Source organism: Rhodococcus globerulus, assembly GCF_019334125.1.
Classification (GTDB): domain Bacteria; phylum Actinomycetota; class Actinomycetes; order Mycobacteriales; family Mycobacteriaceae; genus Rhodococcus_F; species Rhodococcus_F globerula.
Map to the genome: position 1 here is coordinate 4,906,569 of NZ_CP079698.1, position 21,339 is coordinate 4,927,907.

At 62.1% G+C, this 21,339-nt stretch carries 19 protein-coding genes; 10 read left to right on the top strand and 9 right to left on the bottom strand.

The window, feature by feature from the left end:
- Positions 1 to 70: 70 nt before the first annotated feature.
- Complete coding sequence (locus tag KYT97_RS22320) at positions 71 to 1,069, top strand: alpha/beta hydrolase family protein (protein ID WP_415395485.1); 999 nt, start codon at positions 71 to 73, stop codon at positions 1,067 to 1,069.
- 63 nt (positions 1,070 to 1,132) lie between these two features.
- Here the strand turns inward: KYT97_RS22320 and KYT97_RS22325 are convergent, their stop codons facing one another.
- Together KYT97_RS22325 and KYT97_RS22330 are read right to left on the bottom strand one after the other, a co-directional pair.
- The gene (locus tag KYT97_RS22325; protein WP_033236286.1) at positions 1,133 to 1,552 is read right to left on the bottom strand and encodes a hypothetical protein; all 420 of its coding nucleotides are present in this window, start codon (positions 1,550 to 1,552) and stop codon (positions 1,133 to 1,135) included.
- Between the two features lie 220 nt (positions 1,553 to 1,772).
- Complete coding sequence (locus tag KYT97_RS22330) at positions 1,773 to 1,991, bottom strand: hypothetical protein (RefSeq protein WP_033236287.1); 219 nt, start codon at positions 1,989 to 1,991, stop codon at positions 1,773 to 1,775.
- 157 nt (positions 1,992 to 2,148) lie between these two features.
- On the opposite strand from KYT97_RS22330, the gene KYT97_RS22335 reads away from it, so the two are divergent.
- On the top strand, positions 2,149 to 2,853 hold the full coding sequence (locus tag KYT97_RS22335; protein ID WP_219110692.1) for a class I SAM-dependent methyltransferase: 705 nt from the start codon (positions 2,149 to 2,151) through the stop codon (positions 2,851 to 2,853).
- On the opposite strand, the gene speB is transcribed toward KYT97_RS22335, so the two are convergent.
- Positions 2,817 to 3,773 carry an agmatinase gene (gene speB, locus KYT97_RS22340; RefSeq protein ID WP_033236289.1) on the bottom strand — a complete coding sequence of 319 codons (957 nt, stop codon included), beginning with the start codon at positions 3,771 to 3,773 and terminating at the stop codon, positions 2,817 to 2,819. The two genes, KYT97_RS22335 and speB, sit on opposite strands and share 37 nt — an antisense overlap.
- Positions 3,774 to 3,911: 138 nt before the next feature.
- Here speB and KYT97_RS22345 point away from each other — a divergent pair, with 138 nt between their 5' ends.
- The 4 genes from KYT97_RS22345 to KYT97_RS22360 all read left to right on the top strand — a co-directional run bounded on the left by KYT97_RS22345 (position 3,912) and on the right by KYT97_RS22360 (position 10,429).
- The gene (locus KYT97_RS22345; RefSeq protein WP_092806789.1) at positions 3,912 to 4,535 is read left to right on the top strand and encodes a helix-turn-helix domain-containing protein; all 624 of its coding nucleotides are present in this window, start codon (positions 3,912 to 3,914) and stop codon (positions 4,533 to 4,535) included.
- A gap of 113 nt (positions 4,536 to 4,648) precedes the next feature.
- Complete coding sequence (locus KYT97_RS22350; RefSeq protein ID WP_219110693.1) at positions 4,649 to 5,485, top strand: carbon-nitrogen hydrolase family protein; 837 nt, start codon at positions 4,649 to 4,651, stop codon at positions 5,483 to 5,485.
- Positions 5,482 to 7,170: a flavin monoamine oxidase family protein gene (locus KYT97_RS22355; RefSeq protein ID WP_045068264.1), complete on the top strand. Its 1,689-nt coding sequence runs from the start codon at positions 5,482 to 5,484 to the stop codon at positions 7,168 to 7,170. Before KYT97_RS22350 ends, KYT97_RS22355 begins: the two co-directional genes overlap by 4 nt.
- Positions 7,171 to 7,300: 130 nt before the next feature.
- Positions 7,301 to 10,429: an NAD-glutamate dehydrogenase domain-containing protein gene (locus tag KYT97_RS22360; RefSeq protein ID WP_219110694.1), complete on the top strand. Its 3,129-nt coding sequence runs from the start codon at positions 7,301 to 7,303 to the stop codon at positions 10,427 to 10,429.
- On the opposite strand, the gene KYT97_RS22365 is transcribed toward KYT97_RS22360, so the two are convergent.
- Positions 10,406 to 11,923, bottom strand: coding sequence for a PucR family transcriptional regulator (locus tag KYT97_RS22365; protein WP_219110695.1), 1,518 nt, complete (start codon positions 11,921 to 11,923; stop codon positions 10,406 to 10,408). The genes KYT97_RS22360 and KYT97_RS22365 overlap by 24 nt on opposite strands.
- Positions 11,924 to 12,051: 128 nt before the next feature.
- On the opposite strand from KYT97_RS22365, the gene gabT reads away from it, so the two are divergent.
- Positions 12,052 to 13,416, top strand: a complete 1,365-nt coding sequence (gene gabT / locus KYT97_RS22370; protein WP_033236294.1) for a 4-aminobutyrate--2-oxoglutarate transaminase — start codon at positions 12,052 to 12,054, stop codon at positions 13,414 to 13,416.
- A gap of 1 nt (position 13,417) precedes the next feature.
- Complete coding sequence (locus KYT97_RS22375; protein WP_095888132.1) at positions 13,418 to 14,863, top strand: NAD-dependent succinate-semialdehyde dehydrogenase; 1,446 nt, start codon at positions 13,418 to 13,420, stop codon at positions 14,861 to 14,863.
- Between the two features lie 60 nt (positions 14,864 to 14,923).
- On the opposite strand, the gene dszD is transcribed toward KYT97_RS22375, so the two are convergent.
- The 3 genes from dszD to KYT97_RS22390 form a co-directional block, all read right to left on the bottom strand.
- Entirely contained in the window at positions 14,924 to 15,493 is a 570-nt protein-coding gene (gene dszD, locus KYT97_RS22380) for an NADH:FMN oxidoreductase DszD (protein WP_033236296.1), read from the bottom strand.
- Between the two features lie 61 nt (positions 15,494 to 15,554).
- Complete coding sequence (locus tag KYT97_RS22385; protein ID WP_033236297.1) at positions 15,555 to 16,028, bottom strand: YbaK/EbsC family protein; 474 nt, start codon at positions 16,026 to 16,028, stop codon at positions 15,555 to 15,557.
- Positions 16,029 to 16,044: 16 nt separating this feature from the next.
- On the bottom strand, positions 16,045 to 17,148 hold the full coding sequence (locus KYT97_RS22390; protein ID WP_219110696.1) for a hypothetical protein: 1,104 nt from the start codon (positions 17,146 to 17,148) through the stop codon (positions 16,045 to 16,047).
- Between the two features lie 68 nt (positions 17,149 to 17,216).
- Between KYT97_RS22390 and KYT97_RS22395 the strand changes: the two genes are divergently transcribed.
- On the top strand, positions 17,217 to 17,858 hold the full coding sequence (locus KYT97_RS22395; protein WP_219110697.1) for a TetR/AcrR family transcriptional regulator: 642 nt from the start codon (positions 17,217 to 17,219) through the stop codon (positions 17,856 to 17,858).
- Between the two features lie 180 nt (positions 17,859 to 18,038).
- Here the strand turns inward: KYT97_RS22395 and KYT97_RS22400 are convergent, their stop codons facing one another.
- Both KYT97_RS22400 and KYT97_RS22405 read right to left on the bottom strand, forming a co-directional pair.
- Positions 18,039 to 19,160 (bottom strand): DUF475 domain-containing protein, encoded by a 1,122-nt coding sequence (locus KYT97_RS22400; RefSeq protein ID WP_095888135.1) that lies wholly within the window; start codon positions 19,158 to 19,160, stop codon positions 18,039 to 18,041.
- A gap of 139 nt (positions 19,161 to 19,299) precedes the next feature.
- Complete coding sequence (locus KYT97_RS22405) at positions 19,300 to 19,875, bottom strand: TerD family protein (protein WP_033236300.1); 576 nt, start codon at positions 19,873 to 19,875, stop codon at positions 19,300 to 19,302.
- 243 nt (positions 19,876 to 20,118) lie between these two features.
- Here KYT97_RS22405 and KYT97_RS22410 point away from each other — a divergent pair, with 243 nt between their 5' ends.
- Positions 20,119 to 21,264, top strand: coding sequence for a hypothetical protein (locus KYT97_RS22410; protein ID WP_141486721.1), 1,146 nt, complete (start codon positions 20,119 to 20,121; stop codon positions 21,262 to 21,264).
- Positions 21,265 to 21,339: the final 75 nt, after the last annotated feature.

Genomic DNA, 21,339 nt, shown 5'->3' on the forward strand with positions numbered 1-21,339 from the left:
ACGTTAGGGCGGGGAGATGGCAGTGCAATCGGAGCGCGAGAGGAAGAACAGCCCACGTTTACGCAGGTGGGTGATCGCTTCTCTGGGGGTGGTCGTTGTACTGATCATTGGTCTGGTCGGCTGGACCCTGTACCAAAACACCTACGACCTCCGTGAGGAAAAAGTGACGATCACCGGGGGATTGGTGCCGCTTCAGGGAGTCCTGGCACTTCCCGATCGCGGTGACGGTCCCTTCGGGCTCGTGGTTTTCGTCCACGGAGACGGACCGATCGATGCAACACACGAGACCTTCTACCGGCCGTTCTGGGAGTCGTTCGCGCAGGCAGGCTACGCGTCACTTTCGTGGGACAAGCCGGGGGTCAACGGGGCGCCGGGCAATTGGCTGGATCAGAGCATGGATGATCGAGCCGCGGAGACAGAAGCGGCGATCGAGTGGGCGCGGGGACGCTCGGATATCGATCCGGCTCGCATCGGCCTGTGGGGTGCAAGTCAGGCAGGCTGGGTGATGCCCAAGGTGGTAAACCTCGATTCGGACATCGCGTTCGTCATTGCTGTGGGTCCCGCGATCAACTGGCTAGAGCAAGGTGAATTCAATACTCGTGCAGAGCTTTCCGAACGGAATGCGTCGGCCGACGAGTTCGAGAAGGCCCGGGCCGACCGAGCGAAGAACTTGGAACAGTTGGCCAGGGACGCGTCGTTCGACGATCTCGTGGTGTCCGGTGAGGCTGACGGTCTCACCGAAGATCGCTGGAACTTCATCCGGAAAAACTATCGGTCTGATGCCCGAGCCGATCTCGAAACCGTGGATGTTCCGGTGCTCTTGATTCTCGGCGGACATGACGTGAACGTCGACGTGGCAGATACGGAATCGGTGTATCGCGAATTGCTCGACTCACCAGGGCAATTGGTGGTCAAGAAGTACCCTGAAGCGACTCATTCGCTGGTGGAAAAGAACCTCGAAGACTCCGAACTGATGTCGACCCTGGTGGCCGTCCTTGCACCTCGTTCGCTCTTCGCGCCCGGGTATCTGGCGGACCAAGCCGCGTTCTTGGCGGGAATTCAGGGCTGAGTGAAGTGTCGGACTGTGATGCCGTGCTCGTCGAGCCCTACGGTTCCGTCCTCGTACATACGCTCAGATGACCATGTGGCAGTAGATGCGGTCGCCACGGTGCACTGCCCCGGTTGCCAGTTCGGCAAGCGCGGCGAGAAATGGCACCGATTCTTCGGAAGGCTCGACCGTCTCGTCGATTGCCCAAGCGCGAGCCGCTGCCATCACACCTTCGGCATCCAAACCGGCTAGTGCGTCCCGTAGTTCGTCGGCGACGGTCAGGATGTAAGCGTCACCGTCGTCGTTGACGGCAACCAGCGATCCTCGCCTGAGTCCGGCTGTGATCTCGTCATATGTCCTGCCGGTGAGCACCGACTCGAGGCGGCTGAGCGAGACGATCGGGTCGACGCCCTTGGCTTGCACAGGGTCGATCGGCCCGTCGTCCAATGCGGTGGCTGCGGCGGCATCCGAGGGGGCTGCGAAGTAATCGGTGATGGCAGACATACACCGCATATTCTCACATCTGTCTGACCGCCGGCGGGCCTGGAAATTAGGAAACCGTCGGCACCTGATGGTGTCGACGGCTTCGCAAGTGTCAGTGCCCGCCTTGCGCCTCTCGGCAAGTGGCCGCTCGAAGCGGCATTTCTGGGGTGGTACCCGGGGCAAAGAACCGAACACTGACAGCCAGTACAACGACCGGGTCCTAGAAGTTATTCCACAGCCGTCACCTGCGGGTATTGATCATCCGAAGCGCAAAACGGAACAAGACCGCAGCGCCAAGGCCGACAGCGAGGCCCGCAAGAACGTCGGTGAGAAGGACTCCGATACCAACACCGAGGACCGTCGCGGCCGCGACGGCAAGGGCGACATCAGCGCGAGGAGCGGCTATCGCGAGGTCCTTTCCCGAGAATCGAACGAGTGCCGGTCCAGCGGAGCATGCCATAAATCCGTTGTCTGTGGGTGTGACGCGGCGGGCGAGCCAGGCTCCGTCTTTTCTGAGACGGACACGAAGCGGGACGGCGTCAGAGTCGCGTCGGCGCTATTTGCCGTTTCGGCAAGGAACGTTGCACCAGCCGTGGAGATTGCTCATCCTGGAATGCATGAGCCCCGAACACCATGACCACGAACACCATGACCACGCACAGCAGAACCACGACAACCACGCTGACGCGACCGAGAACCCGTTTGCCAAGGCGGATGCACAATTCTGGAACTCGCTGTACGAGGAACGCCCAGCACGGTGGAGCGGAAACCCCAACCCGCAGTTGATCGCCGAGGCTTCAGACCTTGCGCCGGGTACCGCGCTTGACGTCGGATGCGGCGAGGGCGCCGACGCTCTGTGGTTGGCACGCCGCGGGTGGAAGGTCACGGGCACGGATATTTCGTCGGTGGCGCTCAGTCGCGCTAAGGCTCACGTCGAGGGCTCTGGCGTTGATATCGAGTGGCTGGAAGCAGACCTGACCAAGTGGGATCCGCAGGGCCGTTCGTTTGATCTGGTGTCCGCGCAGTTCTTCCACATGCTCGAACCCGCACGCGGGGAACTGTTCCGAGCTCTCGGTGAACTGGTTGCACCGGGTGGTCATCTGCTGATTGTCGGCCACTCGCCCCACGAGTCGCCGACGGAGCACCATCGAGCAATGCTGCATACCCCGGACTACGTGGAGTCGCTGTTCACGGATGGGTGGAAGGTGTTGGTCTCGGAGTCGCGGGAGCGCGATCTTCCCGCGAACCCCGAGATGCATCACACCACGGATACCGTTGTGCTGCTTCAGCGATTGAGTGCGAGTACCGACAGCAGCTCGTAAGCGACGTGAGCCGCTGCGATACCGGTGATCTCGGCGTGGTCGTATGCCGGCGCGACCTCGACGATGTCGGCGCCGACCACGTTGAGGCCCACCAAACCTCGCAGTGTGTTCAGCAATTCGCGCGACGTCATGCCGCCCGCTTCCGGTGTTCCGGTACCCGGAGCGTGGGCGGGATCGAGTACGTCGATGTCGACGGAGACGTACACCGGGCCACCGTCGAGGCGCTTACGCATGCGCTCGACGATGCTGGCGACGCCGTCGACCTCGTAATCGTCGCTGCGAATCACCTGGAAGCCGAGCACTCGGTCGTCCTCGAGGTCCTTCTCGCTGTAGAGCGGTCCGCGGATGCCGATGTGCTGTGAGCGCTCCATATCGATGAGGCCCTCTTCGCTGGCGCGGCGGAAAGGTGTTCCGTGCGTGAAGGGTTGGCCGAAATAGGTGTCCCACGTATCGAGGTGGGCATCGAAGTGCAGCACGGCGATGGGTCCGTGATCGCGTGCGAGTGATCGCAGGATCGGCAGCGCGATGGTGTGGTCGCCACCGAGCGTGAGCACCGAGGAGCCGTCGGCGCGCAGGTCGGTGACCGCGGATTGAATCGTCGTCAACGCTTCCTGGATGTCGAAGGGATTGACGCCGATGTCGCCGAAGTCGGCAACCTGCTGGTTGGCGAAGGGGGAGACCTTCAAAGCCGGGTTGTACGGACGCAGCAACTTCGACGCAGCGCGGATGTGACCAGGGCCGAAGCGCGCGCCGGGACGGTAGCTGACCCCTGAGTCGAAGGGGATCCCCAGGATGGTCACGTCGGCGCGCGACACCTCGTCTAGACGCGGCAGGCGCGCAAAGGTGGTCGGTTCGGCGTATCGGGGGACTCGAGTCGCGTCGACTGGGCCGATGAATGATCCGGCGTCGTTGGTGGCCATGTGTGGGGTCCCTGCTTGTGAACGGCACATCGGTGATGTAGCTCTCTGTGCAAGTATGGTTTCTTCAAGAAGCCTATTTGTCAACTCTTGTTTCCTATAAGGGACAGATTGTGTTGAAGGAGTTACCGCGTGGTGAAGATGAAGGACAGCTCGGAGCCTGGTGGGCCGCAGATCGGGGCCAGGCTCAAGGCTGCCCGTCAGTCGAAGCGGTTGACCCTCGACGACCTGGCCGCTTCGTGCGGAGTGACCAAGGGATACCTGTCGAAACTCGAGCGCGATCACGTCAACGCGTCGGTGGCGACCCTGATCAAGGTGTGCGCTGCACTGGAGATCCCCGTCGGCTCGCTGTTCGAGAACGCGACAGCAGGCGAGGTGGTGCGCGCCGACGCTAGGCCACAGATCAGCTTTGGCGGCGAAAAGATGGCGGAATTCCTGCTCACGCCGTCGAATGAGCGTCGCATCCAGGTGCTGATGAGCGAAATCGAACCCGGTGGGGGAAGTGGGCGGGAGTACTACAGTCTGCCGGCCGATGTGAACTTCGTTCACGTCCTCGAAGGTGGTTTGCGGGTGTCGTTCGAGGGTGGGAGAACCGACCCGGAAAGTGAGTCCGTCGACGCGGAGGACGTGGTCCTCCAAGTGGGGGATTCGTTCACCTTTGCTCCGCGTCACAACCACAGTTTCTCGGCTGAGGGCACCGTGCAGGCCAAGGTTCTGTGGGTGTTGAATCCGGCTTTGCCGGAGGGTCCACGCGTTCCTGCCTGATATCCCAGGTTGAATTTTAGGAAACTCTAGTTGACAGATTGGGCGTTGCCGATCACCCTTTGTAGTCGTCCCCGTCGCATACTGACGTCACGGAACTTCTCGAGGAGCGCACGATGAAGGTCGATTCCCTCCGCGTCGGACTGTTTCAAGGCCCGCTCACGTCGAAAGGTGCCATTGCGTCGGTGGAGTGCAATGTGGAGGCGATCGGGGCCGCAGCACGCACAGCGGCGGCGTCGGGGGCATCCATCCTGGTGACGCCGGAGATGTCCGCAACGGGATACAACATCGGTGGACTGGTCGGAACGCGCGCGGAACCGGCGGACGGACCGATCTTCGACGCGATTGCGGCGGTCGCGGTCAGCACCGGAATCACCATTGTCTACGGCTATCCTGAACTCTCCGGCAGCGATGTCTACAACAGCGTGCAGGTAGTAGGGCGCAACGGCCTCTCGCTTGCCAACTACCGCAAGACGCATCTCTTCGGGGCGCTCGATCGTGAGAATTTTGTGCCAGGTGACACTTTGGTTATCGGATTCGATCTCGACGGAATCCGGTGTGGTCTGTTGATCTGTTACGACGTCGAATTCCCCGAAGCTGTTCGTGCCCATGCTGATGCCGGAACCCAGTGGTTGATCGTGCCCACCGGACTGATGGCTCCGTACGAACACATCGCACAACAAGTTGTTCCGGCTCGTGCCTACGAGAGCCAGATGTTTGTGACCTACGTCAATCGCTGTGGTTCGGAGTCCGAACTCACCTATTGCGGGTTGTCGTGTGCGATCGATCCGACCGGTAGGGAACTGGCCCGAGCGGGTGCCGCGCAGGAACTGATTCTTACCGATATCGCCGCCGCGGTTGTCACTCGATCACGTTCGCTCAATACACATCTCGATGATCGTCGACTCGATCTGTATCCCGACCATCGCTCCCAGCGAGAGGGCCGCCGATGACCGTTCCCGTAGCTCCCGACAGTTCCTCCGAGCCGGGGCCGTTGCCTCCGCTGACGATGTTCGGCCCCGACTTCCCCTTTGCCTACGACGATTACGTTGCCGACCCGGCTGGGTTGGGATCGGTGCCCGACGTCGCGTTCGGTACCGAAATCGCGGTGATCGGCGGCGGGCTTGCCGGCATGATCGCGGCGTACGAGCTGCTCAGAATCGGACTCAAACCGGTTGTCTACGAGGCAGATCAGATTGGCGGCCGAATGCGCTCGGTCGAATTCGACGGCTACCCGGGCGTAGTCGCGGAGATGGGTGCGATGCGATTCCCGCCGTCGTCGACAACGCTCTTCCACTACCTCGACGAGATGGCGCTAGAGACCCAGGAGTTCGCCAACCCGCTGGCGGAGGTGACCCCGAGTACCGTCATCGACCTCAAGGGCGAAAGCCACTATGCGCACACACTCGAGGATTTGCCGCCGATCTTCACCGAGGTCGCACAGGCGTGGGCACGCACTCTGGAAGACTACGCCGATTTGATTCCCATGCAGCAGGCAATTCGGGACCGCGATACCGCTGAGATCAAGCGGATCTGGAACGAGTTGGTGGTGCGATACGACGACCAGACGTTCTACGGATTTCTCGCCGCGTCGAAGCACTTCAAGTCCTTTCATATGCGGGAAGTGTTCGGGCAGGTAGGATTTGGTACCGGCGGCTGGGATACGGATTATCCCAATTCGATCCTCGAGATCCTTCGTGTGGTCATCACAGCAGCCGATGACGATCACCGTGGCATCGTCGGTGGATCGCAGCAGTTGCCGTTGCGGCTGTGGGACCGAACCCCCGCGCAGATGAGGCACTGGCCGGCAGGCACAACGGTTTCTTCGCTGAATGGCGGGAAAACGCGGCCCCGTGTCACTGAACTGCGACGTACCGAACCGTGTCGGTTCACGGTTGTCGATGCCGAGGGTTTCATCCGAACATATGCGAGTGCCATTGTGACTGTGCAGAGCTGGATGCTTCTCAACAACATCCGCTGCGCCGACGATCTGTTCCCGATCGATCACTGGACTGCGATCGAGCGAACCCATTACATGGGCTCGACCAAGGTATTTGTTCTTGTCGATCGTCCGTTCTGGAAAGACAAGGATCCCGAGACCGGTCGCGATTCGGTGTCTATGACACTGACCGACCGCATGAGTCGCGGCACGTACCTCCTCGATCAAGGGGAAGGGAAACCCGGCCTGATCTGTCTGTCGTACACGTGGTCGGATGATTCGTTGAAGTTGTTGGCGCTGAACGCTACCGAGCGCATGGAGATCATGTTGCGCTCCTTGGAAGAGATCTACCCCGGCGTCGATTTCCGTAGTCACATCATCTCCAGTCCGGTCACGCTGTCCTGGGAAACCGAACGCGACTTCATGGGTGCCTTCAAGGCAAATCTGCCCGGGCATTACCGGTACCAGGAGCGGCTGTTCTCGCACTTCGTGCAAAGCGACCTGGAACCGCGTCATCGCGGAATCTTCCTCGCGGGCGATGACATCTCCTGGACGGCGGGCTGGGCCGAGGGAGCGATCCAGACGGCGATCAACGCAGTGTGGGGCGTCGTCCACCATCTGGGCGGTTCTACGCCGTCCGGGAATCCTGGTCCTGGGGACGTCTTTGCGGATCTGGCGCCGATCCGGCTGGGTGACTGACCCGAGATTTGCAACTGCCGGATTGTCGTGTCCGGGGAGGGTTTGTACTCCTATCGGGCACGAACTTTATTCGGTGATGCACGTAACACTGGAAAGTGTTCGGATCCAATACTTTCCAGGAGGGTGTTCAATGGCGAGCACATCAACGGCAACCAAGTCAGAATTCGCGGACTCAGCGGATCCAGCGTTGGGACTGGTTGCCGAGTTGGCAGCAGCAGGGCAACGACTGGTATTTCGTCAGGGCGACGAACTGACCGGCGTGGTTCTGTGGCCGTCCGGAGAGCCCTCCCTCTCCGATCTGTGCGAGAACTTCGAATCCCTCGGACTTCGAGTGTCGACGCACCGCCCGCTTCCGACAGTTCTCGGATCGGCGCACCATTTCACCTTCGAGCCCTGCGCCTTCGACGGCGGTGCGCTCGAGAAGATGGCCTCGGCTTTCGAAGCTGTTGTTGCCGGTAGGACCCGGATGGACAACTTTTCCAGCCTGATCGGCCGAGCCGACATCACGTGGCGTGACGCAGAGTTGCTGCGCGCGGCGTGCCGGTTCCTCGCGCAGGCACGCATCGGGCTGTCCGAAGGCTACATCGTGGGAGTATTGCAAGCGAAGCCCCTATTCGTTCGGGCGGCACTCGGACTGTTCACTGCGCGATTCGACCCGGCAGTGCCGAAGCGCAGTGTGGCGGTTGCCGCCGCGATCACCTTGATCGACGAGTTGGTCGACAGCGCAGACACTCTCGACGAAGATCGGGTTCTTCGCGGTGTTCGCTCGTTTCTCCAGGCAACATTGCGGACCAACTGGTACCTGCGCGACGGCGCCGGCAATCCGTTGTCGTACGCGTCGTTCAAGATCGACTCCCAGGTTCTGTCGACGCCGCAGAAAACCGTTCCGTTCCGCGAGATCTACGTCAGCGCACCCAACGTCGAGGGCGTTCACCTGCGAAGCTCGTCGGTGGCACGTGGCGGCCTGCGATGGTCCGATCGCTTCGAGGACTTCCGCACCGAGGCCTTGAGCCTCATGAAAACCCAGAGCGTCAAGAACTCGCCCATCGTTCCGACCGGAGCCAAGGGCGCTTTTGTCGTGCGCGGAACATCCACGCCCACACCGGACCAGGTGCAGGAGTCGTACAGCACGTTCATTCGCGGACTGCTCGACGTGGTGGACAACATCGTCGACGGCTCGCCGGTACATCCGGCCGAAGTGATCGCCTACGACGGTGAAGACTCGTATCTTGTCGTGGCAGCGGACAAGGGAACCGCCCGGTTCTCCGACGTGGCGAACGGCATTGCGATCGAGCGTGGTTTCTGGCTGGGCGACGCCTTTGCGTCGGGTGGTTCGGCCGGCTACGACCACAAGGCCATGGGCATCACCGCCCGCGGCGCGTGGGTGGCTGTGCGACGCCATTTTGCCGAACGTGGTGTGGACGTCGACACTGATCCTTTCACCGTCGCGGGGATCGGCGACATGTCCGGCGACGTGTTCGGCAACGGAATGTTGCTCTCGCACAAGATTCGTCTGGTTGCGGCGTTCGACCACCGCCACATCTTCATCGACCCGAACCCGGACCTGGAGGCCACGTTCAGTGAACGCGCCCGCCTCTTCACCGTGCCGCGCTCGTCCTGGGACGACTTCGATCGCACCGTGATATCGAGCGGCGGCGGCGTGTGGCCGCGCAGCGCAAAGTCCATCAGTCTTCCGCGCGAGGCCCGCGACGCACTCGGAATCACCGAGGAGAAGCTCACCCCGCAGGAATTGATCCGGGCGATCCTGTGTGCGCCGGTCGACCTGTTGTGGAACGGGGGCGTTGGCACCTACGTGAAGGCGTCGGGCGAGAGCAACGTCGACGCGGCCGATCCGTCCAACGACGGTGTTCGTGTGAGTGCGGACGAATTGCGTGCCGGCGTGGTGGGGGAGGGCGGCAATCTCGGTTTCACACAGCGCGCGCGGATCGAATACTCTGCCGGCGGTGGACGAATCAACGCCGACTTCATCGACAATGCGGCCGGTGTTGCGACGTCGGACCGAGAGGTCAACATCAAGATCGCTCTTGCAGGGTTGGATTCCGGCTCACGAAATGCGCTTCTGGCGTCGGCCCAGGACGAGGTAGCCGCGTCGGTACTGAAGGCCAGCGAGGATCAAACCCTTGCCATCAGCCTGGCCGAGCATCGGGCACCGGCACTTCTCGACCAGCACGAGCGGCTGATCGAGAATCTGATTGCGGCGGGCGCCATGAAACGCGTCGAAGAATCGCTGCCGGATGCCAAGTCGCTTGCCGTGCGGGCCCGGGCAGGTCAGGGGCTTCTTCGCCCCGAACTTGCTGTGCTGGTTGCTCAGTCGAAGAATGTGCTGACTGCCGAGTTGGGTGCTTCCGAGGCCCCTGACAACAAGATCTTTGCCGACCGGCTGACGCAGTACTTCCCGCCGTCGGTGGTCGAGGCAGCGCCAGAGGCTGTGCAGGCGCACCGACTCGGACGCGACATCATCATCACTTCGGTGGTCGACGAACTGGTCAACCGCGTAGGGCCGGGTGTGCTGTTCCGGCTGGAAGAGCACTTGGGTGTGCGCAGCCCGGAAGCGTCGTTGGCGTATGCGGTGGTCAGTGAGGTGCTCGGCACCGAGGGTCTGCGCCGCGACATTCTGAACTCCGATCTTGATGCTGCCGAACAACTTCAGGCACTTGATCGACTGCAACAGTTGCTCGAGTCCGAAATGAGCTGGGTGCTGCGACGGCCAGGAGCGGCCGGACGGTTTGCGGTGAACCCGCGGGCAGACATCGATCGATGGTCGGGGCCGGTGCGCGAACTCACGGCGGGGCTGAACTCGAGCGAACGTATCGAGGTGTCCTTCGGAGCTCTGGCGTTGGCCGACCTTGCACTGCAGGAGAATACGTCGGTCCAGGCGGCTGCGACCGTCTACCGTGAGCTCGCTGCAGAGCTTGATCTGGGTGACGTGCTCGGCGGCGTCGACGTTGCCGTCGGAGCTTCACACTGGGAGGTCATGGGCAGCGCTGCCGTTCATGCTCGATTGACGACGCGATTTGCGGATCTGGTATCAGGTGCTCTCGACGACGATCGCGACGGTGTGGTGCAGCGGTGGTCGAGCGCCAATTTCGATGCTGTGCACCGATTTACGACGTTGATGTCCAGTGTTCGCCGCAGCGGTTCGCTCGACACTGCACGACTGTGCACCGTCGATGCGGAACTCGAATTGCTGATCCGCGGTACATCGTCGTTCTTGTCAGCGGCTCTCCCAAGCGAGTAGCGACAGCAGCAGTTCAGCTCTGACCCTGGCCTCTCCGAGGTCGCATCGCAAGAGTTCTTCGACGCGGGTGATGCGACCTCGGAGAGTGTGCCGGTGGATACCGAGTTCGGAAGCGGCAGATTCCCATTGGCCGTTGGCCTCGAGGTAGGCGCGGAGCGAGATCGCGAGGGCTGTTCCGTGTTTGTCGTCGTGTTCGGTCAGCACGGGAATCGTGTCGGCGGCCATGGCAACAAGCGCTTCTCTTGCGGGTTCGGACGCAAGAATCGTCGAACCCGTCAGTGCATCGAATTCGAGAATGCGCGCTGTAGCCGTTGTGAGGTTGGCTGCAGCGCGGGCTTGGACGAGTGCGCGCGAAGCGTCGAGGATTGGGTGCGGCGTGCTGATCCCGGCGCGAACTGCCTTGGATTCGCTCGGAGACAGCTGCGCCAGAAGCGCTTGTGCGGTGTCGACGGTATCGGTGCCACGAAGCAGCACGGTGAGTGCGGTGTTCTCCACTTGGGCAAAAAGAGGTCTTCCTGCGCGTGCAAGTGCGCTGTCCAGCTCGCGTAGAGCAGGTCCCAGCGCTGATCCTCGGATGTGGACGACGCGTACCAATCCGTTGGTGTCGCTCGCTTCGCCGAGATACGACGGCACGGAGTCTTCGGCGATTCGTCCGTCGAGTAGCAGTCCGAATGCCATCGAGTTCAGTTTGGATCGTTCGGCCCGCAGGCGCACTGGCTTCTCGAGTTCCAGGGTCAACAGTGAAACAGCATGTCCGAGAAGCACTCTGTCGATGTTGCTCAGTGGTCCCGAACCGGCCAGTGCAAGGTAGCCGTGCCAACTGTCGGTCACGCCGACCGGGGAGAGCGTAAGCGTCCGCTCGGGGGTGCTCTGCGAAATCGATGCCGGTGCATTGGGATCGCGAGTGGTCGCGGCCACGGCACGCACCTCGGCGATCAGCGACTTCTGATTTGCGGGATGTACGGCGGTAATGCGGTCGCCGACAAACGCAACCGAAGTTTTTGTCGCCGTGGCCAGTTCGCGCACGATCGCGGAGACACCGCCGCGCAGCGCAACCCGGGTGATGCGCGTCTGTACTTCTGCCGCGCGCAGGACGGACTCGTACTCCTGCTGACTCAGCCGGGTCATCACCGCGCGGGTGACTGCCGCGAACGGGGTGGTGAACGGAACGTCGAGCAGGGGAAGTCCGCGACCGCGGGCAGCTGCGAGAAGCTCCGGCGGGACCTCTTTGTGAGAAAGTCCCGTTCCGAACCCCAGCGCTGACACTTCCGCCGACGCCAAACGGTCGACGTAGTCGGCAAAATCAGTGGCAGTAGCGCCCACGAATGCAAGCCCGGTGGTGAGCACCAGTTCCCCGCCCGAGAGCCACGGAGTGGGGTCCGTCAGCTCTGTGGCCTGTGCAAACGTGACCGGCTGAGTGGATGACGACGGGTCGGTCAGCAATGTCAGCGACAGGTGCTTCTGACGCAGTAGCCAGGAGATCGGAACGGTCACGAGTTCAAGGCTAGCGGGAGCTGCCGATATGGAGTAGGCCTGAGTATGTAGATATCCATTTCGGCACTGCTCGATGGTGCTCGCGCGTCGCATACTCGAATGCAATACACAACCGAGAGGGTGGTCACATGAGTGCAATCGAATACCGGCTTCCGCAGGAACGTCGCATCGTCACGGAGTTCCCGGGCCCGCGCTCGGCTGCGCTCGCAGAGCGTCGTAAGAAGGTTGTCGGAGCAGGCGTCGCGTCCACCCTTCCGGTGTACGTCGCTGACGCGGACGGCGGAGTGATCGTCGATGTCGACGGCAACTCGCTCGTCGATCTCGGTGCCGGTATCGCCGTGACCAGCGTCGGTGCATCCAACCCGGCTGTTGTCGCCGCAGTTCAGGATCAGGTTGCGCACTTCACCCACACCTGTTTCATGGTCGCTCCGTACGAGGGCTACATCGAGGTCGCCGAGCGCCTCGCCGAGCTCACCCCCGGTGACCACGAGAAGCGTTCCGTTCTGTTCAACTCCGGCGCCGAAGCCGTCGAGAACGCCGTCAAGATCGCGCGTCACGCAACGGGTCGCGACGCCGTTGTGGTGTTCGATCACGCGTACCACGGCCGCACCAACCTCACGATGGCACTGACGGCAAAGTCCATGCCGTACAAGAGTGGCTTCGGCCCGTTTGCCCCCGAGGTCTACCGCGTTCCGATGTCCTACCCGTACCGCGAGGGCCTGAACGTCGACGGTTCGAAGATCACCGGTGAGCAGGCCGCACAGCGCGCCATCACGATGATCGAGAAGCAGATCGGCGCGTCGAACACGGCAGCCATCCTCATCGAGCCCATCCAGGGTGAGGGCGGATTCATCGTTCCCGCAGAAGGATTCCTCCCGACGCTCGTCGCGTGGGCCAAGGAAAACGGCGTCGTCTTCATCGCCGACGAGGTCCAGGCAGGCTTTGCCCGTACCGGTGCCTGGTTCGCCAGCGACCACGAGGGAATCGTCCCGGACCTGGTCACGCTTGCCAAGGGCATCGCCGGCGGTATGCCGCTCGCAGCTGTCACAGGCCGCGCCGACCTGATCGACGCAGTCCACCCGGGCGGCCTCGGCGGCACGTACGGCGGTAACCCCGTCGCCTGCGCCGCGGCGCTGGCATCCATCGACCAGATGCACGAGCTGGACCTCTGTGGTCGCGCCCGCACCATCGAGACCACCGTCGTCGGCCGAATGAACGCGCTGGCAAAGGAACTCGACGTCATCGGCGACGTTCGTGGACGCGGCGCCATGCTCGCCATCGAGCTGGTCAAGCCCGGCGGACAGGAGCCGGATGCCGACATCACGAAGGCCATCGCAGCTGCGTGCCTCGCGGCAGGCGTTGTGATCCTCACGTGCGGCACTTACGGTAACGTCATTCGTCTACTCCCTCCGTTGGTCATTTCCGAAGAGCTGCTCGACGACGCCCTGACCGTCCTCGAGTCTGCTATTCGCACTGCAGCACAGGAGAACTGACATGTCGAACGTCTCGGAACTTCTCGATTCCGTACCCCAAGGTCTCTGGCTGGGCGGCAAGCTCACGCCGGCCGAGAAGACCTTTGCGGTCTACAACCCGGCAACCGGCGAAGAGTTGGCTCAGGTAGCCGACGCCACTGCAGCTGACGGTATCCGTGCGCTCGATCTCGCTGCTGCGGCACAAGATGATTGGGCCGCGACGCCCGCTCGGACCCGTGGCGAGATCTTGCGTCGCGCGTTCGAGTTGTTGCACGCCCGCGCCGAGGACTTCGCGCTGATGATGACCCTGGAAATGGGTAAGTCGTTGGCCGAGAGTCGCGGTGAGGTCAACTACGGCGGCGAGTTCCTGCGTTGGTTCAGTGAGGAAGCCGTCCGCATCGGTGGACGTTTCACACAGGCTCCGGCCGGTAACGGTCGCATCCTCGTCACCAAGGAAGCCGTCGGACCGGTTCTGGCGATCACGCCGTGGAATTTCCCGTTGGCCATGGGAACCCGAAAGATCGGACCGGCACTTGCGGCCGGCTGCACCATCATCGTCAAGCCGGCCGAGGACACTCCGCTCACCATGCAGCTTCTCGGCCAGGTATTTGCCGACGCCGGCCTGCCTGACGGTGTGCTCTCGATCCTCCCGACCTCCGACGCCGCAGCTATCAGCGGACCGCTGATGGAAGACGCACGTCTGCGCAAGGTTACGTTCACCGGTTCCACCGGCGTCGGAAAGCTGTTGGTGCGCAATGCCGCTGACAAGCTTCTCCGCACGTCCATGGAACTGGGTGGCAACGCGCCGTTCATCGTCTTCGACGATGCCGACATCGATGCAGCTGTCGACGGTGCGATGCTTGCGAAGATGCGTAATGGCGGCGAGGCATGCACCGCAGCTAACCGCATTTACGTTGCCAACTCGGTGCGCGAAGAATTCACCGACAAGTTCACCGCCAAGGTTGCGGCCTTGAAGGTGGGTGCAGGTGACGCCGAGGGCACCAACATCGGCCCGCTGATCAACACCAAGCAACTCGCCACCGTCACCGGACTCGTCGACGACGCCGTGTCCAAGGGTGCTCGCGTGCGCACCGGTGGATCGGCGCCCGAAGGCCCGGGGTTCTTCTTCACCCCGACCGTTCTCGACCAGGTGCCCGCCGACGCGCGCCTGCTGAAGGAAGAAATCTTCGGACCTGTTGCAGCCGTAGTAGGTTTCGACACCGAAGACGAAGCCATCGCCGCAGCGAACAACACCGAGTTCGGGCTTGTGGCGTACTTCTACACCCGCGACATCGATCGCGCGATGCGCGTCTCGGCGAAGCTGGACACCGGCATGGTCGGCGTCAACCGCGGCGCGATCTCCGATGCCGCAGCACCGTTCGGTGGTGTCAAGGAATCGGGCTTCGGTCGCGAAGGCGGAACCGAAGGTATCGACGAGTACCTCGATACCAAGTACGTAGCGCTGTAAGTTCTTTCGCGAACAACGAAGGCCTCGCCGGATTCCCAGCGAGGCCTTCGTTGTGCGCGGTTATTGTCCCAGTGGAGTGGGGCGGTAGTACTTGCCCTCGTGATAAAGAAGCGGCGCCGCAGCGGAATCATCGTCTTCGTCGGCGTGAACTCGGGTGACAAGCCCGACAACAAGGGTGTGGTCGCCCACCGGAATCAACTGATCGACCGTGACGCGCATCCAACTGGGCGTGCCGTGCAGAACCGGCTCTCCGGTATCGAGGACAGCCCAGAGTGATTGATCGGCAAAACGCTGATCGGCGCTGCGCGCAAAGCGCTGGGCCAAATGCTGTTGGTGTTCACCGAGAAGATGAATCACCAAGGACTTTGCGGCCTTGAGGGCGGTGATGCTCGACGACGTCTCCGCGATGTTGAACGACACGAGCGGCGGCTCGAGCGAGAGCGACGAGAACGAGGTCGCCGTGAAACCTACCGGTCCGGTGCCGGAGTCGAGGGTGACAACAGTGACTCCCGCGGGGTGACGGCCCAGTGCGGCCCGGTAGTCGGCGGCGCAGATGCCGGTGGACAACTCGGGCGCGGTGGTCGCGTCGGGTGTGGTTGGGTTGGAAATATCGTTCGGCGTGTCAGTCAACGGGGCTCTCCGGTGGGAAATTTGGTCTTTCGACCCACTATAAGCGCGCGTCTGACCGTCCTTAGTCCATATCCACGGCAAGGCCGGCCGTGATGCGCAGCAGTTCCGGATACGTCGTGCGGAAGACTGTGTTCGGATGGCCCGCCGCGGCCCACAGGATCGGATACTGCTCGAGCGCGGTGTCGACGTACGTCGGCAGGTTGGTGGGGTGCCCGAGCGGCGCTACTCCGCCGATGGGTTGACCCGTTGCGGCCTTGGCCATCTCCAGGGGAGCGCGGGTCAGTTTGCCTTCGAGGCGCTCACCCGTTGCCTGCAGATTCACCTGGTGCGCGCCTGAGACCAGCAACAACACTGGATCGTCGTCGAGTAGGAAGACAAGTGACTTGGTGATCGCGCCTACCTCCACCCCGACAGCTGCCGCTGCTTCTTCGGCAGTGTGCGTCGCGTCGGCTTGCGTGACGATGACGCCGTGATGACCGCGAGCGATCAGGGTTTCGGCGACGTGCGAGGCGTTGGGGTGGAGGAGGCTCGTCATGAATTCAAGAGTAGGACTAGTCGGCGATTGTCACAGCCGGAGTTGGCACTGTGTCGGCGGACTTTCGGTTCTTCCTGATTGTAAATCCGAACAACATGGCGGCGCCGACCACGGCGTACAGGAAAAGCGTCAGTACGGGCTGGCCGACTCCGACGTTGCCGAAGTACACGATGCTTCGAACACCCTCGGTGCCGGCGCCCGGAGTGATCCACCGGCCGATCGCCGCATAGAACGACGGGAGCACATTCGAGCCGAAAGCGCCTCCGGCACTAGGATTGCCGAGGATGACAAACACTGCGATCGCCAATGGAACGGCGAGGACGCCGATTGCCGCGCGGAGTCCGACCGTGAACATTGCCGTACCGAACACGACGGCACTTCCCAGCAGCGAGAGCGGGAGCCAGTGCCCGGCAAAGGTCCCGAGAACGTGCGACGTGATGAGTGCGCCAAACGCCCCGGAAATCACCGAGTACACGGCGATCACACCGGTATGCGCAGCTGCCTGGCGAAGCGTCTTCGGTGCACCGATGAACAGGCCGATTGCTGCGGCAAAGAGGTAGCCGCCCACAACCCAGCCGATCGAGAGGTAGAAGCCGGACAGGCCGCGGTTGTCGTGAGCGCCCACCGGGATCTCGTCGCGCACCACGAACTCGCGGTTCTGGCTGCTCTCGACCTGGGTAAAGATCGATTCGAGTGACGTTGCAATGGAGCTACCGCCCGCACTGGCGGTGATCAGGGTGTCGGCTCCCGCCGGATTGATGACAAACGCACCCTGGATCTCGCGATCGTGGAGCATCCGACGCGCTGCGGCGGTGTTGTCGCCAACGCGCGCGTCGAGCGGGCTGCCGTCGATGGCGTTGAGCTTGTCGGCGATCTGCTGATCCATGCCGGCCGGTGTGCCCTGATCTGCGATGACCACAATCTCGATGTCACGTGGCGTCGGCTGATGGAACGCGGCGACATAGCTGAGGATGAAGCCCATCTGGAGCAGGATCATGCCGACGAACAGCGCGACCATGACTTTCGTGGCGCCGTATTTGGCCAGCAAGTTGTCGCTGGGGTGTTCGTGCGGAGGCGTGGGTGTTTCCGGTGCGGCGTGTGCCGGATGCGTTGTGGTCACGATGAGTCCTGATCTTGTCGAAAGTAAAGAGCTTGTCAATACCCGAGGTATTGAATACTCTAGGTATCGTGACCGAATCCCGTCAACCGGACTTCGTGCCGGTAACCCGCCCCGGACGCGACGTTGTGCGGCAAAGACTGCTCGACGCTGCAGCGGAAGAATTTGGGGAGCAAGGATTCAGTGCTGCACGTCTCACCGAAGTGGCCCGCCGAGCGGGCTTCACGAAGGGCGCCGTCTACTCCAACTTCGAGTCCAAGCAAGACCTGTTTGCCGAACTATTTGCGCAACGGTCACTCGAACTTGCCGGAAGGGTGCTCGCCGAGATCGCGGGCATGAGCCCCACCGACGCCGCCGGCAAAAGCGGCGAGGCAATCGCGTCGTGGATGGCGGGCAACCCCGGGTGGTTGCTGCTCGTCCTCGAATTCGGAGTCCTCGCCGGACGTGACCCCCAGATCGCCCAGGCATACCTCCGAGAGCGTCGGCACCTACGTAGTCAACTGGTGGAATTGATCGGAGCGCGAGCCCGGGAATGGGGCGTCGAGGATGCCTTCGATGTGCGGACTACCGCAATCTCGTTGATGGCCTTGATATCCGGATTGGTCCTCGAACACTCCGTGGACCCGGAAGAAGTCGATCAAGAAGCAATGGGCGCCGCAGTGACCGCTCTGTTTGCAGGCGCAGTCGCGCGGGCCGGTTTGCCCACCAGCTAACGCATCGGCGTTTGGGTGGCGTCGCAGTCGCGGATATTCGGTGCCGCGCGCCAATTGTGCGCCCGCAGGGACAACTAGCCGCGCGGCTGAACATTAGCCGCGCGGCAACCGCATCAATTCCGACATAGCAAACAAAACGCCCGCGACCGGAATCGGCCGCGGGCGTTCGAGCAAAGAAACTCAGACTGTTGCTGGAGTGTTCTCGTCGAGTTTCGGATCTTCGTTCGCGATCCGCTTGTTTCGGATAACGCTGCTGATAAAGGCCGCGCCGATCAAGAAGACACCAACAAGGCCGGTGATGATCTCGTTGATGTGAACACCGATGGACACCATCAGGATGACGGCCAGAGCGCCGATGGCCCAGTGAGCGCCGTGCTCGAGGTAGACGTAATCGGACAGCGTGCCCTTGCGGACGAGGAAGACGGTGATGGAGCGGACGAACATCGCGCCGACAAAGCCGAGGCCGAGAGCGATGATGATCGGGTCCGAGGTGATCGCAAACGCGCCGATGACGCCGTCGAAGGAGAAGGACGCGTCGAGGACCTCGAGGTACAGGAACAGGAAGAATCCGGCCTTACCTGTTGCCTTGGCCAGCTCGGTGGGTCCGCCTGACTTGACGGTCTCTTCGTCTTCGTCCTCTTCGGGAAGGTTGAAGAGTTCACCCAACCCGTTGACGGCGATGTACGTGATCATGCCGAGCACGCCGGAGATCATGACCGTCGTGACCTTGTCGTCTGCGGCGAGGAACGAACCTGCCAGAACCAGAGTGAGGCCGGCAACGACAACTGCGAGCTGATCCAGCTTGCCGATCCGCGCAAGGGGCTTCTCGAGCCAGGACAGCCAGGTGATCTCACGCTCTTCGAAGATGAAGCCGAGGAACAGCATCAGCAGGAACATGCCACCGAAGGCGGCGATGGTCGGGTGAGCGTCGGTGATCAGTGTTTCGTAGCTCGGATCGCCGTTGGGGAAGTAGGCGGCGTCGTCGGCCGGCGGGTTCAGCGCGAGGTCGAGTGCCGCGATCGGCCCCAGGCCCGATGCCGCCCACACGATGACAAGCGGGAACACCAGACGCATACCGAACACCGCGATCACGATGCCGACGGTGAGGAAGATCTTCTGCCAGAAATCACTCATTCTTCGCAGAACGGTGGCATTGATGACGGCGTTGTCGAAGGAAAGCGAAATTTCCAGAATTGACAGGATGACAACGAGGAATAGTGCCTCGGGGCCGCCGTAGATGAACGCGACGATCATCGCGATGATCGAAATGCCGATCGATAAACCGAATATTCGCAGTACCACGGAGCGTGGCCCTTTCTAGTTGGTCAGTGCGCAGTGGTTACTGCAGCGGTTATCTCACCGCAATCGAGACGAAGCCGGGGAGAGTTCCACAGCGTACTGCGGAACTCTCCCTTTGGTCAGCTCGACGGTAGGTCGACTATCAGACGTTGACGCCGTAGTCGCGTGCGATGCCCGCGAGGCCCGAGGCGTAGCCCTGGCCGATAGCGCGGAACTTCCACTCTGCGCCGTTGCGGTACAGCTCGCCGAAGACCATGGCGGTCTCGGTGGAGGCATCCTCGGACAGGTCGTAGCGGGCAAGTTCGTTGCCGTTGGACTTGTCGACAACGCGGATGTACGCGTTGCGGACCTGTCCGAAGGACTGCGAGCGTGCTTCTGCGTCGTAGATCGAGACGGGGAAGACGACGCTCTCGATGTTGGCCGGAACAGCGGCGAGGTTCACGTCGATCTGCTCGTCGTCGCCTTCGCCTTCACCGTCGGTGTTGTCACCCTTGTGCTCGATCGAGCCGTCGGGCGAACGCAGGTTATTGAAGAAGATGAAGTGCTGGTCGGAGACGACCTTCTTGTCTGCACCTGCGCCGATTGCGCTGGCGTCGAGGTCGAAGGCTGCGCCGGTGGTGGAACGTGCGTCCCAGCCCAGGCCGACAACCACTGCGGTCAGGTTCGGGGCCTCCTTCGTGAGAGAGACATTGCCGCCTTTGGTCAAGCTGACGCCCATTCAGGGGTCCTTTCAAGAGAAGAGACATGGCCCGCGACGACGATTGGCCGTCTTGGGAATGTGTTTACCTCCTCCACCCTAACGGCACTTCGGGTGTGGCTGCGGTAACAGTGGAAATCGAAACGGAAGCGCAAGCAGTCGGCCCCGTAGGATTCAATCGTGGTAGGCAGATGGTCGGAGCGCTTCAATCGGGGGGTGAGCGTGGAGGAGTCGATCAGTCGTGCGCGGGAGGCGCAGACTGCGATGGTCTCGGCGTTTCTCGACATGGACAAGCGTCAGACGATTGCTTCCGCTGCTGTCAAAGCGTCGACCGAGCTCTTCCCCGAGCGTGGTCTGGGCGAGGCCTGGAAACCGGTGAGGGACAAGTGCTACGTGGCGGTGTCGAACTACCTGTCCACGAGCGAGCAGTACGGGAACGACCAAGCTCTCCATCGTGATGCGCGCACTGCCACTGCGGCCTTCGAGAAGTCGGTGGCCGAACTGGTATCCGCAGCTCAAAGCATTGATGCCTTCTACAACGGCAATCGAAGCCACCTCGAGCAGGCCACGGCGACGATGTCCACGATTCCGGTTCTCGGTCAGCAGGCGCGCGCGGCTGCCGAAGCCGCTCGCCGCGCGTTGAGTGATACCGATCGGCGCTATTGCGAGTACCCGTCGGTGGTTGCGTCGTCGGAGCATCTGGACGCGTCCGTTGCCGCGCTCGCTCGGGCGGAACACGGTGAGCGGGCAGACGAAATCCGGGTCGAAGCCGAGCGGGTCAACGCCGCGGCAGCAGCACTCACGGAAGCATTGGCCCAGGCACCGTCCACGCAGCGACATGCGCAGACGACGGTGTCGGCCGTGTCGACGAGGCTGGCTGCGGTGCGAACGCGGGTGGACCGCCTCGACCCTGCGTATTCGGCATTGCTCCGGGAGTTCAATGCCGCGAGTTCAGCAGATCTGGTCAACAACAGCAGTCGGAGTCGTGAACATATCGATAACGCCGCTGCCGATTTGAACGAGGCAATGCAGGCTTTGGATGTGGGCAATCCGGAGCATGCGTTGGCGTTGATGGCAGATGCGCGTCTTCATCTTGCCGAGGCGGAAGCCTGCGTCGATGCTGTGACGGATCGTTTGACAACACTTCGGGCAGTTCGGGCAGATCCGACAGAAAAAGAGCGTCAGGTCCGTTTTCGTTTGAAAGACGCGCAGATGTTTGCCGTCAATCACGGTTTGGTGGCGGAATGGGGGTCCGTGCTCGATGCGCAATTGGCGCGGATCGAACGGGCGGCTGCGTCACTGACGGGAACTCATCCGGACTACTGGTCGTATGTCATGCAGTTGGATTCGGTTTCGGCGTTCATCGCCGAAGTCGTCGAAAAGATGCGAACGCAAGCAGGAAGACGCTGACCAAGAACTGAATATGCAGGTCGGGGCCGATCGGGGGATCGGGATGGACACCCGAAAAATCAAGTGGGGGGGCAT